The organism is Streptomyces sp. NPDC008125 (genome assembly GCF_042957125.1).
Taxonomy (GTDB): domain Bacteria; phylum Actinomycetota; class Actinomycetes; order Streptomycetales; family Streptomycetaceae; genus Streptomyces.
This window is the reverse complement of sequence record NZ_JBIBHR010000006.1, coordinates 155,102-171,329: the sequence shown is the minus strand read 5'-3', so window position 1 is coordinate 171,329 and position 16,228 is coordinate 155,102. Positions and strand designations below refer to the sequence as shown.

General features: G+C 70.4%; 11 protein-coding genes. 6 read left to right on the top strand and 5 right to left on the bottom strand.

Features of this window, described 5'->3' with window-relative positions; all coding sequences use genetic code 11:
• Window positions 1–124: 124 nt before the first annotated feature.
• Window positions 125–307, top strand: coding sequence for a hypothetical protein (locus ACFZAX_RS12655; RefSeq protein ID WP_390961193.1), 183 nt, complete (start codon window positions 125–127; stop codon window positions 305–307).
• 326 nt (window positions 308–633) lie between these two features.
• Here ACFZAX_RS12655 and ACFZAX_RS12650 read toward each other — a convergent pair whose 3' ends face one another.
• Window positions 634–1,698: a hypothetical protein gene (locus tag ACFZAX_RS12650; RefSeq protein WP_390961191.1), complete on the bottom strand. Its 1,065-nt coding sequence runs from the start codon at window positions 1,696–1,698 to the stop codon at window positions 634–636.
• A 308-nt stretch (window positions 1,699–2,006) separates the two neighbouring features.
• Here ACFZAX_RS12650 and ACFZAX_RS12645 point away from each other — a divergent pair, with 308 nt between their 5' ends.
• Both ACFZAX_RS12645 and ACFZAX_RS12640 read left to right on the top strand, forming a co-directional pair.
• Entirely contained in the window at window positions 2,007–6,017 is a 4,011-nt protein-coding gene (locus ACFZAX_RS12645; protein WP_390961189.1) for a beta-ketoacyl synthase N-terminal-like domain-containing protein, read from the top strand.
• A gap of 320 nt (window positions 6,018–6,337) precedes the next feature.
• Window positions 6,338–6,889: a TetR family transcriptional regulator gene (locus tag ACFZAX_RS12640; RefSeq protein ID WP_390961188.1), complete on the top strand. Its 552-nt coding sequence runs from the start codon at window positions 6,338–6,340 to the stop codon at window positions 6,887–6,889.
• A 485-nt stretch (window positions 6,890–7,374) separates the two neighbouring features.
• Here the strand turns inward: ACFZAX_RS12640 and gndA are convergent, their stop codons facing one another.
• Both gndA and ACFZAX_RS12630 read right to left on the bottom strand, forming a co-directional pair.
• Window positions 7,375–8,829: an NADP-dependent phosphogluconate dehydrogenase gene (gndA, locus tag ACFZAX_RS12635; RefSeq protein WP_390961187.1), complete on the bottom strand. Its 1,455-nt coding sequence runs from the start codon at window positions 8,827–8,829 to the stop codon at window positions 7,375–7,377.
• A gap of 136 nt (window positions 8,830–8,965) precedes the next feature.
• A complete protein-coding gene (locus tag ACFZAX_RS12630) occupies window positions 8,966–9,556 on the bottom strand; it encodes a DUF5709 domain-containing protein (protein ID WP_390961186.1) in 591 nt (196 codons plus the stop codon).
• A gap of 552 nt (window positions 9,557–10,108) precedes the next feature.
• Here ACFZAX_RS12630 and ACFZAX_RS12625 point away from each other — a divergent pair.
• The 3 genes from ACFZAX_RS12625 (at window position 10,109) to ACFZAX_RS12615 (ending at window position 13,797) form a co-directional block, all read left to right on the top strand.
• Complete coding sequence (locus ACFZAX_RS12625) at window positions 10,109–11,671, top strand: carboxylesterase family protein (RefSeq protein ID WP_390961185.1); 1,563 nt, start codon at window positions 10,109–10,111, stop codon at window positions 11,669–11,671.
• Window positions 11,672–11,768: 97 nt separating this feature from the next.
• Window positions 11,769–12,365: a DUF664 domain-containing protein gene (locus ACFZAX_RS12620; protein WP_390961184.1), complete on the top strand. Its 597-nt coding sequence runs from the start codon at window positions 11,769–11,771 to the stop codon at window positions 12,363–12,365.
• 271 nt (window positions 12,366–12,636) lie between these two features.
• Complete coding sequence (locus ACFZAX_RS12615; RefSeq protein WP_390961183.1) at window positions 12,637–13,797, top strand: alpha-lytic protease prodomain-containing protein; 1,161 nt, start codon at window positions 12,637–12,639, stop codon at window positions 13,795–13,797.
• Window positions 13,798–13,982: 185 nt separating this feature from the next.
• On the opposite strand, the gene ACFZAX_RS12610 is transcribed toward ACFZAX_RS12615, so the two are convergent.
• A complete protein-coding gene (locus ACFZAX_RS12610) occupies window positions 13,983–15,341 on the bottom strand; it encodes a GH1 family beta-glucosidase (RefSeq protein WP_390961527.1) in 1,359 nt (452 codons plus the stop codon).
• Window positions 15,342–15,361: 20 nt separating this feature from the next.
• Window positions 15,362–16,201, bottom strand: a complete 840-nt coding sequence (locus tag ACFZAX_RS12605) for a carbohydrate ABC transporter permease (RefSeq protein ID WP_327180262.1) — start codon at window positions 16,199–16,201, stop codon at window positions 15,362–15,364.
• Between the last annotated feature and the right edge of the window lie 27 nt (window positions 16,202–16,228).

Sequence of the window (16,228 nt, the reverse complement as noted above, 5' to 3'; positions counted from 1 at the left end):
GCGTCCGCCAGTGCGCGGCGAAGCTCCGGCGCCGGTACGGATGTGAGGCTTTCGCGACGGCCGGGGCAGCGACCGTCACTCGCTGGCGTTGCGGCGGGGTGGTATTCGCCTGATGGTCAGTCAGGTGAGCGCGGCGAGCGCGTGTGCGGAGTGGCACGAGGGCGGTGTCGCGGACATCGCCTTCCATGTGCCGGACCTCCGGGCAGCCTTCGACGCCTCGGAGCCGGCGGGTGTCGGGGCCGTCCGTGCGCGCGGTCCGGGCTCCGTCCAGTCCGAGCGCCTCGCGTCCGCCTCGGTGTCAGGCTGATGACCGCGCCGGCCCTCCCGCCCACCACGCCCGCGAACAGCTCCCCCGCGCTCTGCCTGGACGATCTGGCACGCGAGGCAAAGGCTCAACTGCCTTTTGAATCTTAGGAGTTCATCGATCGGCGACGCGGCCCCGATGTTCCGCGGCGGCCTGGTGCCCACGGCGGACGGATCACACTGGGCCTGCTCCGAAGAAAGGCGAGAGCTCCGTGGGACTCGTTTTGGGGCGGCTACGCGTCCGCCCCGGAACGGCCGCCGACCGCCTGCCGGGAACAGCCCGTGCCGCCGATCCCGCTCCCGGTCGCCGCGCTCGTCGCCGGGGACGGCTCAAGCGGCTCCCCTGCCGGCCGTGGCCTCCTCGCCGATGTCGCCGCCACCGGCGGCGAGCATGCGTTGCCGCACCAGCCAGCCCGCCTGGAAGCGGCTCTGCGCTCCCAGGTCGTCGAAGATTTCCGCGATGTACTTCCGGCACGTGCGCACGGCGATTCCGAGGCGTCTCGCCACCACCTCGTCCTTGTAACCGGCCGCGAGCAACTGGATGATGGCCGCTTTCGTCTGATGGGTGAGCTGCTCCGGGATCCGGTTGTTGCCCCCGGCCCCCTGAAAGTCGGCTCCGGTGGCCCAAGCGCCTTCCGCCGCGCGGACGATGAAGTCCACGAGAGCGCCGTTCTTCACCACCTGGGCCTTCTCGGTGCCGCGGCCGTCGTTGTCCAGCAGAAACGCCACCGACCGGTCGAAGACGACGAGCGCGGGCAAGGGCGAGGCGGAGGTGCGGACTTCGCCATCCGCGGCCGTGACCCGTTCCACGTACTCACGCGTCTGGGCGTCGTAACGCGAGAGGTGCGGGAAGAGGACGCGCACCCGGACGGACCGTCCCAGCAGTCCGAGGTGGCGGGAAAGCGCGTTCCGGCCCAGGCCCGACGGCTCCCGGCCCAGGGGCTGTACGGCGAGCACCTCTTCAGTGCACCGGGCCGCGGCATCGTCCAGTACGTCGCGGACGTCCGAGGCGCCGACGACGGGGACGATGTGGTTGACGCCTTCGATCGTCGAGCCGTCGTCGTAGCCGGTCGTGAGCGCGTCCAACTGCCGGCGGAATCCGTCCAGCTGGGCCTGCCAGGCGTCAATGGCGCCTTCGAGCGGCTTCGTGTACCGGAACCTCGCCATTTCCGGGTGCACGGCCTCCCAGTCGCTCGGGCTGTCCGTGCAGGGTCTGACCAGCCTCAGTTTCCTGAGCGTGGCCAGCACGCGTTCCGTCTGTGCGGTGCCCCACCCCAGCTTCCTCGCCAGCCGCTCCATGGTGACTCCACCGGACACGACGAGGAGCCGGTAGGCGGCCACCTCTTCGTCGCCCATCGACGGCATCAACTGCGAGATGTCCACGTGCTTCTCCACTTCCCCTGTACGGCCACGGCGTGACGCATGGTGTCAGCGCAAAATCCAGCCCACTTCCCGACATGCTGACCCATGGCTCAATCATAGTCGGCAGATTATGTATGGGCGCAAGTACAAGTTTTTGCGCGTGCCCGGGAGCGACGGTCAAAGTGGATCATTTGTGACGCAACGTTCCCTCCTTTTCCAGGACTTGGGATCTTCCACCGAGACAGGGGGAAGTTTCCGAGCGAAAATTGGCCTGGAGTGTATTTTTGGATCCCGCTAGAACGAACGTCCGATTCATCCGCCTTTTGATGTCTGGAGTTTCCATGCGTTCAGCACGGCCGAGCACGAGGCCCATCGCGATCATCGGCATGGGGTGCAGGTTTCCGCGGATCGACGGCGTGGAGGCGTTGTGGGACGTCCTCGTCGACAACGTCGACGCCGTGAGCCCGGTCCCCGGTGATCGATTCGACGTCGGTGACTGGTACGACCCGGCACCGGGGACCCCGGGCCGGACTGTGTCCCGGCACGGCGGCTTCCTCGACGACCCGTTCGACTTCGACGCCTCCTTCTTCGGTATTTCGCCGGTGGAGGCCCGAAGCATGGACCCGCAGCAACGGCTCCTGCTCCATGTCGTCTGGGAAGCCCTCGAATCGGCGGGCATACCCCCCTCTCGACTCGCCGGGAGCCGGGGCGGCGTATTCGTCGGGCAGGCCACCTCGGAACATGCGGACACCGACCCGCTGGCACACAGTCCCGATGTCCGCAGCATCGTCGGCAGCCGACTGCGTGCCATCACGGCGGGCCGGGTCTCCTTCGCCCTGGATCTGCGAGGCCCGAGCATCGTGCTGGACACTGCGTGCTCCTCGTCCCTGGTCGCCGTGCACGCCGCGCGGCAGAGCCTGCTGACCGGCGAGAGCGACCTGGGCATCGCCGCAGGCGTCAACGTCATCCTGTCCCCTCACGACTCCATCGCATACTCCCAAGGGGGCATGCTCTCGCCCGGCGGGCGCTGCCGCTTCGGCGACGCGGACGCCGACGGGTTCGTACGCAGCGAAGGCGTCGGCGTCGTCGTGCTCAAGCGCTTGGACGACGCGCTCCGGGACGGCGATCCCGTGCTGTCGGTGCTGCTCGGCAGCGCGGTCACCAACGACGGCAAGGGCAGCGGACTGCTGCTGCACCCTTCGGTGGACGGCCAGGTCGACATGCTGCGCGAGGCCTGCCGCGTTGCCGGCGTCGAGCCCGCGCAACTCGATTACGTGGAAGCCCACGGCACCGGTACCGCGGCCGGAGACGGAGTCGAATTCCGGGCGCTCGCCCAGTCCGCGAAGGGGCGCTCGGCGGACCGCCCACTCCTGACGGGGTCGGTGAAGACCAACCTCGGCCACGCCGAGGCCGCAGCCGGTATCGCCGGACTCATCAAGGCGGTGCTGATCGTCCAGCGGGGCGTTGTGCCAGCGTCTCTGCACCTCAAAAGACCGCACGCCTTGCTGAATCAGGACGATTCCCCCATCCGCGTGGTGACCAGCAACCGACCGCTGGACGCGGCCGGCCCGCGCGCGCTGCTCGGAGTCAGCTCGTTCGGTCTGTCCGGTACGAACGCCCATGTGGTCATCGGCGAGCATGTTCCCGAGCCGCCTGCCCACGCGAACAGCACGGCCGACGCCGGTCCTCATCTGCTGGTGCTCAGCGCGCGATCGGCCAACGCCCTGCGCCGCCTGGCCGAACGGTACGCGGAATACCTCGGCCCGTCCGGCCCTGGGCGGGCACAGGCGCTGCACGACATCTGCGCCGCCGCGGCCACCGGGCGCGACGCGCATCCACACCGGCTCTGGGCCGTCGGCGCCGACCATGATGAACTGGCCGACAAGCTCCGCACCCTCGCGGCGGGCGGGACAATTCCTGACGGCGGCCTGGGCGAGGCCGGATTCTCGGGCGGAAAGCGCACCGTGTTCGTCTATTCCGGACAGGGCTCGCAGTGGTCGGGCATGAGCCGGGTCCTGGACGAGCGTTCACCGGCCTTCCGCGCCGCGCTGGACGCCTGCGACCGGGCGGTTCACGCCGAACTCGGGTGGTCGGTACGCGAGGTTCTGGCGTCGGACGCCGCTGACTTCCCCCAGGATGTCGCCACCGTTCAGCCCGTACTGTGGGCCGTGCAGGTGGCGCTCACCGCCGCATGGCGGGAGCGCGGCGTGGCACCCGCCCTGTGCATCGGTCACAGCATGGGGGAAGTGGCCGCCGCTCATGCTTCCGGCGCCCTCTCGCTCGAAGACGCGGCTGCGGTGATCTGTCGACGCAGCCTGCTGATGCAGCGTGCGGCCGGGCAGGGCGCCATGCTCGTCGTGGAACTGTCCGCCGCCGATGCGCGGCAGGCCATCGCAAGCCTTGCGGACTCCGTGTGCGTCGCGGCCGAGAACGCGCCCTCCGCCACCGTGCTGGCCGGCGATCCCACCGCACTCGCCCGCATCCGGACCGCACTGGAGACGCGCGGCGTCCTGTGCCGCCCGGTGAAGGTGAACGTGGCGTCGCACTCACCGCAGATGGACACGCTGCGCGACGACCTCCTGCGGGATCTGGCCGGACTCGCCCCCGTGGAATCCTCGACGGTCATGGTCTCCACGGTGCGCCGCGCCCCGGTCGAGGGCCCCGAACTCGACGCCGCCTACTGGATGGACAACCTCCGCCGTCCGGTCCGGTTCGCCGACACCGTTCGGGAGGTGGCGCGCGAGACGGAGAGCGTGTTCGTCGAGATCAGCCCTCATCCGATCCTCGCGACCGCCGTGGACGAAACCCTGGACACCGAGTACGGCGCGGCCACGGTGGCCTCTCTGCACCGCGCACAGGACGAGCACGTGGAGCTGGCCCGGGCGGCCGGCCGGATCTTCGGCAGCGGCGGAACCGTGGACTGGGAACGGTGGTACGGCGGTGTCCGGCGCTGGGTGCCGTCCCTGCCCACGTACCCCTGGGACGCAGTGTGCTTCCAGCGCGAAGCGGCCCTCGGGGATGCCGCTACCCGGTCCGGCGCCCCCTTCGTACGGGAGATCGACCTCGGGTCCTGGGGTGCGACCGCCGACTGGGGCAGCGGCGTCGGGGTGCGGGGCGTCACCTCCGTACCGCCTGCCGTCTACCTCGCGGCGATGCTCGACACGGCGCGGGACAGGGGCCCGACGGGGATGTTCGAACTGCGGAACGTGGAACTGGGGGAGGCCCACGTGCCCCTCGAGTCCGCCGCCGACACGGTCCTTCGGGTCACCCTCGACGACCACGAGGCCGGAGGAGCCCGCGCCGTGAGCGTGCGGGCTTCGCTGCCGGGCGCGCCGTTCCCCGTCTTCTGCGCCGCGGGCCAGGTCGTCGAGGCGGACGACTGCGATGCCGTCGAGGCGATGGACACCATCGATGCCGCGCTCTCCCGCTGTCGCGACTATCTGGGCGCACAGGACTTTCAACTGCTCGCCGAGCGGAAGGGGTTCGAGATCGGCGAAGCGTTCCGGGCGGTGGAACACCTGTGGCGTCGCGACGGCGAAGCCGTGGCCCGCATGCGACTGCCGAAGGCTCCGCTACGAGCCGGCTGGGAGGTGGGCCTGCAGTCGCTCCTGGCGGCCTGGCCGAGCGGTGCGTCCAGCACGGACGGCTGCGCCTATCTGCCCGTGGCCTTCGATTCCGTGCAGTTCTACGGGGAACTGACGCAGGAGTTCTGGAGTGTGAGCACCTTCCGTCAGGAGAACGGGCCGGACTCCGCCCTCGCGGACGTCGTCCTCGTGGAGCCGGACGGACGGGTTCTCGCGCGGTTCGCCGGGATCCGCATGCGGCGGCTCCCCATGCCGACACCTGCGGGCAGCCCGCTCTCACGGATACCCGGCCTCCTGTCGCGGCTGATCGCGCGGTGCACGGCGCCGCTGACCGGACTGTTCGGAGAGACCGCAGGCCCCCCCGCGACGGGGCTCCCCACCAACGTGCCGCGCCCCGCTGCACCGTCTTGCGCCGCGGGAGAGGGCGTGACGCCCGTGCGGCGCTCCGTCGTGAGGGCCGGTTCACCGGAGAGCGGAGTGCGTGCTGCACGTCCGCGCGACGGGGCCCACGCGGACGTGTTCCTCGACCACTCCGCGGCCCTGCTCGGCATGTCCGTCGGGGCCATCGACGAGCGGCGCTCGCTGCGCGACATGGGGCTCGACTCCCTGATGGCGACCCAGCTCAGGCAACGGTTGCACCGGGATCACGGGATCGAGATCACGGCCGGCCGGTTGCTCGGGCCGGAGAGCGTGGAGAGCATCCGGAAGAGCCTGGCCGGGCGCAGCGCGGAGGAGCCGCACCCGGCAGCCGGTGCGGCCAAGGGTTGAGTGGCGCGGGAGGGGTGTCTCGCCGCCTGGTGTGGCGCCCCTCCGGTGGACGCCGCATTTTCCGGGTGGGACTGCGGTAAAACTTGGACCATGGTATAAAAAAATGCGACCGTGTAGGAAGTGACTTCCAGAGTCAGCATGCCGACCTCGGCCGGACCGAGGCCGGCATGGCCTGCAGTTTTCCTGCCACCGGCCGCGCCACCGACCTTACGGGGGTCATACACGAACGGAGAGATGGAATGAACTCGCGGGCGACAGCGTCGACGCCGCCCGTCGGCCGTCGGGAGCGCAACAAGCAACGGGTCAAGGAACGTTTGTACTTGGCAGCGGTCGAGCTCTTCATCGAAAGAGGCTACGACAGCACATCCATCGACGAGATCGCCGAGCGGGCCGACGTGGCGCGGGGAACGTTCTTCAACTATTTCCAGCGCAAGGAAGACATCGTCAGCGCCTGGGGTGATCGGAGGCGGGCCACTCTCATGACGACTCTGGACGAGGGCAAGGGGTATGACGCGGGCCCCACCGCGCAGCTCATGCAGTGCATGGCCGCCCTCGCGCGTCTCAACCAGGAGGAGCAGGAGCTCACCGTCGCCATGCTCACCGCCTGGGTGAAGGCCGGCCGACCGATTCTTGAGGAGCCGTATGTCGCGGACGTGTTCGCGGAGATCGTGCGGGGCGGTATCCGGCAGGGGGAGCTGAGCACCGAGCTTTCGCCCGAGCGCATCGGCAACGTCCTGCGTGACGTGTACCTCGGCGCCCTCTACCGCTGGGCGCACCACTCGGCGTCGGACCGGGCCGGATCACTGGCGGAAGAGCTCCAGGAAGTCCTCAAACTCCTCCTGAACGGCATGGCGACCTCCAGGAAACCGTAAGGCGTCGGCGGCGGCCCGGCGGTATTGGAGGCCTCGAAGGCGGCCGTGAACGACGGCGGTCCCGGCGGCCGGCTGCCCGAGCGTGTTGCGCAGCCTGGTCGGTCGGCCAGGGCTGGTTCATGACCACGTGAGGGTGGCCGCACTCCAAGTGAGCTTGACGGCCTCGCCGTTGAGGGGTGTGTCCGCGAAGGCGGTGACCTGCCGGGTGACGTCCGTGAAACGTCCGGGGTAGCTCGTTGCGGTGGTACCTTGCCGACCGCGCCAGGCGGTGCGGGAGGTCTGGCGGCGGAGCACGCGGTCGCCATGGTCTTCACCGACCGGCGTGAGCAGGTCCTGACAGCGCCCATCCGGCGGTCGGGTTCGCCCGCGCCGCCATGCGGCGGCGACGGCGCCGGTGGGCCCCTTCGGACGTGGCGGTTGTGAACCCACACCGCAGAGCGGTGTGGGTGGGGTGGGAGGTTCCGCGGGACTGATCGGGGACTTTCTCAGCTTTCGGTTTCGGTCCTGTCGCCTCCCCAGAGGGTGTGGAAGGTGCCGTTCCGGTCGGCGCGGTGGTAGGTGTGTGCGCCGAAGTAGTCGCGCTGGCCCTGGGTGAGTGCGGCGGGCAGGCGTTCGGCGCGCAGGGAGTCGTAGTAGGCGAGGGTGGCGGCGAAGGCGGGGGTGGGGACGCCCTGGGTGACGGCGGTGGCGATCACGTGGCGCCAGTCGTCCTGGGCGCTGGCGATCTCCTCGGCGAAACTCTTGTCGGAGAGGAGGCTCGCCATCCCGGGCTGGGCCTCGTAGGCGCTGGTGATCCTGTCGAGAAACGCGGCCCGGATGATGCATCCGCCGCGCCAGATCGAGGCGACCCTGCCGAGGTCGATGTCCCAGTCGTACTGCTCGCTGCCGGCCGAGATCTCGTGGAAGCCCTGTGTGTAGGCGACGATCTTCGAGGCGTACAGGGCCTGCTCGACCTGGTCGGCGAAGGCAGCCGCCTCGTCCTCACCCAGCTTGCGGGCGGTCGGACCCGCGAGGTCACGTGAGGCGTCCCGGAGACCGGCATGGCCGGAGACGGAGCGTGCGAAGACGGCCTCGGCGATGCCGGAGACGGGAACGCCCAGGTCGAGGGCGATCTGCACGGTCCAGCGGCCGGTGCCCTTCTGCTCCGCCTGGTCGAGCACGACGTCCACGAAGGGCTTGCCGGTCGCCGCATCGACATGGGAGAGCACCTCAGCGGTGATCTCGATGAGATAGGAGTCCAGGCGCCCGGTGTTCCAGGTGCGGAAGACGTCCGCGATGCGCGCGGGGGAGTATCCCGCCACCGCGCGGAGCAGATGGTATGCCTCGGCGATGAGCTGCATGTCCGCGTACTCGATGCCATTATGTACCATTTTGACGTAGTGGCCCGCGCCGTCCGGGCCGAGGTGGGTGACGCACGGGGCCCCGTCGTCGGCTTTCGCGGAGATCTTCTCCAGCATCGGGCCGAGGCTGTCGTACGACTCGGGTGAGCCACCCGGCATGATGCTGGGCCCGTTGAGGGCGCCCTCTTCGCCGCCGGAGACGCCGGTGCCCACGAAGTGGATGCCGTGCTCGCGCAGCTCCTTTTCGCGGCGGCGGGTGTCGGCGAAGTGCGCGTTGCCGCCGTCGACGATCATGTCGCCGGGTTCGAGGAGCGGGGTGAACTCCGCGATCACGGCGTCGGTCGGGTCGCCGGCCTTCACCATGACGACCAGCCGGCGTGGGCGTTCGAGCGCAGAGACGAATTCCTCGGCGGACTCGGTGGCGACGAAATCGCCCTCGCTCCCGAACTCCTCGACCAGCGCGTGGGTCTTGGCGTTGGTCCGGTTGTGCAGCGCGACCGTGTATCCGTTGCGGGCGAAGTTACGGGCCAGGTTGCGGCCCATCACCGCGAGTCCTGTCACGCCGATCTGAGCGGTGCCGGTCGGGGTGGTGCCGGTCATGAGGGTGCTCCTGGCTGTCTCGGGGGTGGTTGTCGGCAAGCAGTGGCCTCGGTGGCGGCGGTGCGGCGCCGCGCGGAGCGGTACGCACCGACCCGCCCGACCCGTCCGACCGGTCCGGGGCTGCTCGCAGAGGGGGTCAACGGGCGTGGGCGGGGTCGTCCTCGGGGGCGGCAGGGCCGGCGGTGGCATCGGGTTCGGCGTCCGGGCCCGCGGTGGCATCGGGTTCGGCGTCCGGGCCGGAGTCCGGTGGGGAAGCGGGGTCCCACTCGGGGAGCCACGGCTCCTCGTCGGGCACGACGTGCATGGCCGCCTCTTCCGCGGAGGCGGCGGCCCCGTCGACACCCACGTCGCTCGCGGTGAGCGTGGCCGGTACGGTCCCGTCCGCCTGCTGGGTGATCCTTCCGGCACGATCCGTACCCACCTCGTCGTCCCACGGCTCGCCCTCGCCGCCGGACAGGTCGCCGGCTCCGTCGCCGTCGTTCGTGGCCACCTCCGGCTGCTCGCGGGAGAGCCTGCTGTCGAGCGACTCCCCGTCGTGCTGCTCGGACGCGGTGGTTCCCACGTCCTCCACGACCCACGGCCGCTCCGGTGGCGAGTACCCCTCGTCCAGCGTGTCGCCGAGGTCGGAGTCCACGAGGGTGTCCTCGATGTCCAGCTGTTCGTCGGGGTCGGACGCCTCCTCCGGCTGGGGCTGATAGACGTCGTCCCCCCGGTCGGTGTCGCTCATTGCGTGTCCTCTCGCCGATGGCGGAGCCGTACCGTCCCCTGCCGCAATTGCACTCCGGTCGCGCGCCCGCCGCAAAGGGAGAATCTCCGCAGGCGCCGAGGTGGGGGCGCCCCGGAAGCGCGTATGCCCTGATCGCGGCCGTCGAAGCGCCCCGCCCACCCTCGGCAGAGGCTCTGCGGGGCCCGACGGTGCCGTGCGGGCACCACACCCTCCGAGCCGTTCCCGCCACTCGGGACGCTTCGGCCCTTTCGGGTCGGAGTGCGCTCGCGTCACCCCGGTCCACTGCGGTTCGGGGGGAGGCGCCGTGGAGACCTTGCCCTCCCCTTCACATCGCAGCCGCGTCAATCGCCCCGATTCCGGTGTTGGCACCCGCTCCGCCCTTGTCGGCACCATGGGGTCCCGGCCGGGTGGTTGCCGACTGCGACAGCTCGGGCGATGGCGGGCCGGGCTGCGACAGGTCCGCGACGACAGGTTCGCGACGACAGGTTCGCGACGACAGGTTCGCGACGACAGGTTCGCGACGACAGGTTCGCGACGACAGGGGGAGTACCGATGGATGTGTTCACGACGAGGTCCGGCGAGGTGCGGGGGCGGCCCGCCGGGCGGGTGCCAGGCGTGACGGCTGTCCTCGGCATCCCGTACGCTGCGCCACCGTTCGGACCCCGCCGGTTCCGGGAGCCCCGGCAGGTGGCGGGATGGACCGGTGTCCGCCCCTGCCTCGCCGTCGGTCCGGTCGCCCCGCAGTCGGCCGAACTCCCCGGCGCGCCCGGTTGGAAGCCCGGGGACGAGGACATCCTGACGGTCAACGTCTGGACGCCGGGAGGGCCCGGCGACGCGCTCCCCGTCCTGGTCTGGATCCACGGAGGCGCCTTCGCCTTCGGCTCCTCCGCCCAGCCCGACTTCGACGGGGCCGCCCTCGCCGGACTCGGTCTGACGGTCGTGAGCTGCAACTACCGCTTGGGTTTCGAAGGGTTCGGCCATGTCCCGGCCGGGTCCCCCGCAGCACCGGGCGGGAACAGGGACGCCTGCCCGGACAACCGGGGACTGCTCGACCAGATCGCCGCCCTGGAATGGGTACGCGACAACATCGCCGCTTTCGGGGGCGCCGCCGACCGGGTCACCGTGGCCGGCCAGTCGGCGGGTGCCACCTCGATCGCCTGCCTCATGGCCATGGACCGTGCCCGGGGGCTGTTCGGCCGCGCGATGCTGCACTCCGCCGTCAACTCCTGCGCCACGGCCGCGTCGGCCGCCCGCACCACCCGGGAGGTCGCCGAGGCGGCCGGCATCCCCGCCACCCGGGAGGCGCTGCTCGCGGCATCCCCGCAGACGCTGGTCACCGCGTCCGACACCGTGGTCGAGGCGTGCCGCCGGAACCCCGCGACCGGCCGACGCCACCACGATCCGGCCATCTACGGACCGGTCGTCGACGGCACCCTGCTGCCCGCCGACCCGCTGACCGCCGCGTCCGAAGGGCTCACGGCGAGCGGCGTCGAGCTCCTGGTGTGCCGCACCACGGAGGAGTACACCCTCTTTGAAGCGGTCGGCAGCAGCGCGGACATCGGTACGGAGGACCGACTGGGCGCCTTCGCACGGGACTTCGGTCTCCCCGCCGCCCTGGTCCGGGGCTATCGGGACCGGGCGCCGGGCGGATCCGTCCACGAGACGTACCTGGCGATCCGGGGGGACCTGCTCTTCGCCGAGTACGGCGACCGGCTCGCCGAGGCTCACGCGCGGGCGGGCGGTACGGCCTTCCTCGCACACTTCGATCGCAGGTCCGGCGGGTCCCCGGCCCGGCCGGTGCGGGCCTGGCACGCCGCCGACGTCCCGTTCGCCTTCGGCACGCTCGACGACGAGAACGTCCACTTCCTCGTCGGAGGGCCGCCGGGCGACGCCGACCGTGACCTCTCCGCGCGGATGATGCGGTCGTGGGCGGGCTTCGCCGGGTGCGGCGAGCCGGGGTGGGCAAGGATCGGGGCGCACGGCGCCTCGGGCGCGCATCACTGGCGTACACGTGAGGAGGCCGGCGGGCTGGGGCCTTCCCCCGAGCGGAATCCGTGTGCAGGGGGGTTGCGCGCGCTCTGGCGCGAGGCGGGACTGCCGCTCCTGACTCCTTGAGCGGCTCGCCGTCGGGCAGTCCCCGTGGACCGTGCGGAGGGAGAGGCCAGGAGAAAATGCTCGACGGGTTGTCGGTGCGGGGTGCGAAACTGCCCGGATGAGTCGATCACAGCCCAAAGACGATCTGCAGTCCTACCTCCAGGAAGCACGAGACACCCTTCTGCTGAAGCTGGAGGGTGTCTCGGATTACGACGCCCGGCGCCCCCTGACGCCGACCGGCACCAACCTCCTGGGCCTGGTCAAACACCTTTCGGGTGTCGAACTCGGCTATTTCGGTGAGACGTTCGGAAGGCCCTCGGACGAGCCCTTCCCGTGGCTCGACGAGGGTGCCGAGGACAACGCCGACATGTGGGCGACCGAGGAGGAGAGCCGCGAGGAGGTCGTCGCCCGCTACCGGCGCGCATGGCAGCACTCGGACGCCACCATCGCCGCGCTGCCCCTCGACGCACTCGGGACCGTGCCGTGGTGGTCCGAGGCGAACCGCGAGGTGACGCTCCACAAGGTCCTCGTGCACGTGACCTCCGAGACGCACCGGCACGCGGGACACGCCGACATCGTCCGGGAGTTCATCGACGGCGAGGTCGGCTACAGGTCCCAGGGGGACAACCTCCCCGACGGCGACGCCACGTGGTGGAAGAGGTACGTGGACCGGCTGGAGCGGACCGCGCGGGCGTTCCGCTCCGGTCAGGGCTGAGCCGGACGCGATTGCTCGTGCGAGGGGGTGCCGGCTGCCGTGCCGGTGCCCCCAGCTGTTCCGATCGGCAGGTCAACTTCAGCCATGCGTAGGGGTGTTGGTGCGCAAGGTCGTGCACTTCAATCCCGGACTTGGCATGGACCTGACCATTTTGCTGCGTTAGGGTCGTCGCGTGCCGCGCTGAGAGCGCTCTCAATCGAGTACCCCGCGAGCGTTCGCGGACGCCTCCTGTTCCACCCCCACGCACCGGAACACCAGAAGGGGCACTGCCTTGAAACACCTGACAACTCTGCGCGCCGGACTGTCCGCCCTCCTCGTCGTCGGCGCCTGGGCGGCCATCGGCCCGGCCCCGGCATCGGCGGCCGACGCCGCTCCCCCCACGAGCGCCGCCGCCTCGCAACCCGCCTCGGCCGGCCTGCTCGCCGCCATGACCAAGGACCTCGGGCTGACGCCCGCGCAGGCCAAGGCCAGGCTCGCCGCGGAGAAGACCGCCACCGCCCAGGAGCCGGCCGCCCGCAGCGCCGCCGGGGCCTCGTACGGAGGGTCCTGGTTCGACGCGGGCACCGGCAGGCTGACCGTCGGAGTCACCGACGCGAGGGCCGCCGCAGCCGTACGGGCGACCGGCGCCGACACCAAGCTCGTCCCGCACACCCAACGCGCCCTCGACCGGGCCAAGTCGGCCATCGACGCGCTCGCCGCACCCGACGGCGTGGCGAGCTGGCACGTCGATGCCGAGGCCGGGTCCGTCGTCGTCGAGGTCGCCGCCGCCTCGGCGAAGGATCACGAAGTCCGCTCCTTCCTGGCGAAGGCCCGCACCGCAGGTCCCGTGACGGTGCGTCACGTCAGCGCCGTTCCGCAGACGCTCGCCGCCGGAACGGTCGGTGGCGACCCCTACTACACCGGCAACGTCCGCTGTTCCATCGGCTTCTCGGTGAACGGCGGATTCGTCACCGCCGGGCACTGCTCGGGGGCCGGCGCGGCGGTGAGGGGCTGGGACGGTTCGGCCATCGGCAACTTCCAGGGATCCACCTTCCCCGGCGACGACTACGCCTGGGTGAACGTCGCCAACGGCTGGTGGACGGTGCCGGTGGTCCTCGGCTGGGGCACTGTCTCCGACCAGCTGGTGCGCGGCTCCAACGAAGCTCCGGTCGGCGCCTCCGTCTGCCGTTCCGGCTCCACCACCCACTGGCACTGCGGCACCGTGCTCGCCAAGAACGAGACGGTCAACTACAGCCAGGGCGCGGTGTACCAGATGACGAAGACCAACGTCTGCGCCGAAGGCGGCGACTCCGGAGGCTCGTTCATCAGCGGCGACCAGGCCCAGGGCGTCACCTCGGGCGGCTGGGGCAACTGCACCAGCGGCGGCGAGACCTGGTACCAGCCGATCAACGAGATCCTCGGCCACTACGGCCTGACACTCACTACGGCCTGACACTCACCAGGTCTGACACTCACCAGGTCTGACACTCACCAGGCCTGACACTCACCACGGACTGACGATCGCCACGGCCGTGCGCTCCCAACGGGCTTTCCGCAAACCGGAAAGAGAATGACAGGGCCCCGGCCGTGCGGCGGAAAGCCGTCGCACGGCCGGGGCCTGCTCCCGGAGGAGTGGCGTCAGGCGGAGTCCGCCACTCGCCCGGAGGACAGTTCGCGGATCAGCTCCGCGTAACGCCGTCCGCTGGTCTTCACTGTACGGCGCTGGGTGTCGTAATCGACGTGAACCAGCCCGAATCGCTTGTCGTACCCGTAGGCCCACTCGAAGTTGTCGAGCAGCGACCACGCGAAGTACCCGGCGAGCGGTGCTCCCTTGGAGACCGCCCGGCCGCACGCGGCCAGGTGCTCCTCCAGGTACCGGGTGCGCTCCGGGTCGTGGACCGAACCGTCGGCCGCGACCGTGTCCTGGTAGGCCGAACCGTTCTCGGTGACGTAGATCCTGGTCGCGCCGTACTCCTCGGTCAGACGCAGCAGCAGCTGCTCCAGGCCCTCCGCGTGGACCTCCCAGTCCATGTACGTGACGGGGGCGCCGGGCACCGGGACCTGCCGGGCGTGCGGGATCGGGCCCGACTCGTCGGCGGTGACGACCTGGCGGAAGTAGTAGTTCAGGCCCAGCCAGTCGAGCGGGGCGGCGATGGTCTCCAGGTCGCCCGGCTGAATCGGGAGTTCGACCCCGTACAGGTCGAGCATGTCCTGCGGGTAACCGCGGCCGTGGATCGGGTCGAGCCACCAACGGTTGGTGTGTCCGTCGGCGCGGACCGCCGCCGCGATGTCGGCGGGGCTGTCGCTCGCCGGCTCGATCGGGGAGAGGTTGTTGACGATGCCGACCCGGGCACCCGGGGAGGCGGCCCGGATCGCCTGCACGGCGAGGCCGTGGCCGAGGTGGAGGTGGTACGAGGCGCGGACGGCGGCCGTGATGTCGGTCAGGCCCGGCGCCATCTTGCCTTCCAGGTGACCGATCCACGCCGAGCAGAGCGGCTCGTTGAGGGTCGCCCAGTCCTTGACGCGGTCGCCGAGGCGCTCGACGACGGCGGACGTGTACGCCGCGAAGTGCTCGGCGGTCTCGCGGACCGTCCAGCCGCCGCGGTCCTGCAGGGCCTGCGGGAGATCCCAGTGGTAGAGCGTGGCGAAGGGGGTGATCCCGTTGCCCAGGAGTCCGTCCACCAGCCGGTCGTAGAAGTCCAGGCCCTTCTTGTTGACCGGGCCGTCACCGCCCGGGACGATGCGCGGCCAGGCCAGCGAGAAGCGGTACGCGCCCGCGCCGACCTCCTTGATCAGGCCGATGTCCTCGGGCACCCGGTGGTAGTGGTCGCAGGCCACGTCGCCGGTGTCGCCGCCCGCCACCTTTCCGGGGGTGTGGGAGAAGGTGTCCCAGATGGACGGGGAACGGCCGTCCTCGGCGACGGCTCCCTCGATCTGGTACGAGGCGGTGGCCACTCCCCAGGTGAAATCGGCCGGGAGGGAGTTGAGGTCGTTCACGGACTGCCTTTCTGAGATGGTCACTTGACAGCGCCTGCCGTGAGACCGGCGACGAGATAGCGCTGCAGCAGGAGGAACCCGGCGACGACCGGGACGCTGACGACGAGCGAAGCCGCCATCACCTGGTTCCAGTAGACGTCGTTCTGGGTGGCATATCCCTGGAGCCCGACGGCGAGGGTCCTGGTCGTGTCGTTCGTCATCACCGAGGCGAAGAGCACCTCGCCCCACGCCGTCATGAACGCGTACACGGCGACGGCGACGATGCCCGGCACGGCGGCCGGGACGACCACCCGGAACAGCGCGCCGAGGGGACCGCAGCCGTCCACCTTGGCGGCCTCGTCCAGATCCTTCGGGATGGAGTCGAAGTACCCGATCAGCATCCAGATGGAGAACGGGAGGGAGAACGTCAGGTAGGTGAGGATGAGCCCGCCGCGCGAGCCGTACAGGGCGATCCCGGTGCTGTTGCCGATGTTCACGTAGATGAGGAACAGCGGCAGCAGGAAGAGGATGCCGGGGAACATCTGGGTGGAGAGCACCGTGATGGTGAAGACCCGCTTGCCGCGGAAGGCGTAGCGGCTCACCGCGTACGCCGAGAACACGGCGATGATCACCGAGGCGACCGTGGCGGCGCCCGCCACGATCAGCGAGTTGGCGAAGTACTTCGCCAGCGGGACGGTCTTCCAGATGTCGAAGTACGGGCGGACGGTGAGGCCCGACGGTATCCACTGGAACTTGCCGGACACGTCCTGGAGCGGCTTGAGCGAGCTGCTGACCATGACGTACACGGGCAGCAGGACGAAACCGGCCAGCAGGGTCAGGATGATCCGCCGGGTCCACACGAAGGACGCCGGGGCCGCCATCGGTGAACGGCGCTTGTGCGTGGTGGC

Bases quoted from the DNA above. Each gene is read 5' to 3' on its own strand.
- ACFZAX_RS12645 (WP_390961189.1), top strand. From the start codon at position 2,007: ATGCGTTCAGCACGGCCGAGCACGAGGCCCATCGCGATCATCGGCATG.
- gndA (WP_390961187.1), bottom strand. From the start codon at position 8,829: ATGACCGGCACCACCCCGACCGGCACCGCTCAGATCGGCGTGACAGGA.
- ACFZAX_RS12630 (WP_390961186.1), bottom strand. From the start codon at position 9,556: ATGAGCGACACCGACCGGGGGGACGACGTCTATCAGCCCCAGCCGGAG.
- ACFZAX_RS12625 (WP_390961185.1), top strand. From the start codon at position 10,109: ATGGATGTGTTCACGACGAGGTCCGGCGAGGTGCGGGGGCGGCCCGCC.
- ACFZAX_RS12620 (WP_390961184.1), top strand. From the start codon at position 11,769: ATGAGTCGATCACAGCCCAAAGACGATCTGCAGTCCTACCTCCAGGAA.
- ACFZAX_RS12605 (WP_327180262.1), bottom strand. From the start codon at position 16,201: ATGGCGGCCCCGGCGTCCTTCGTGTGGACCCGGCGGATCATCCTGACC.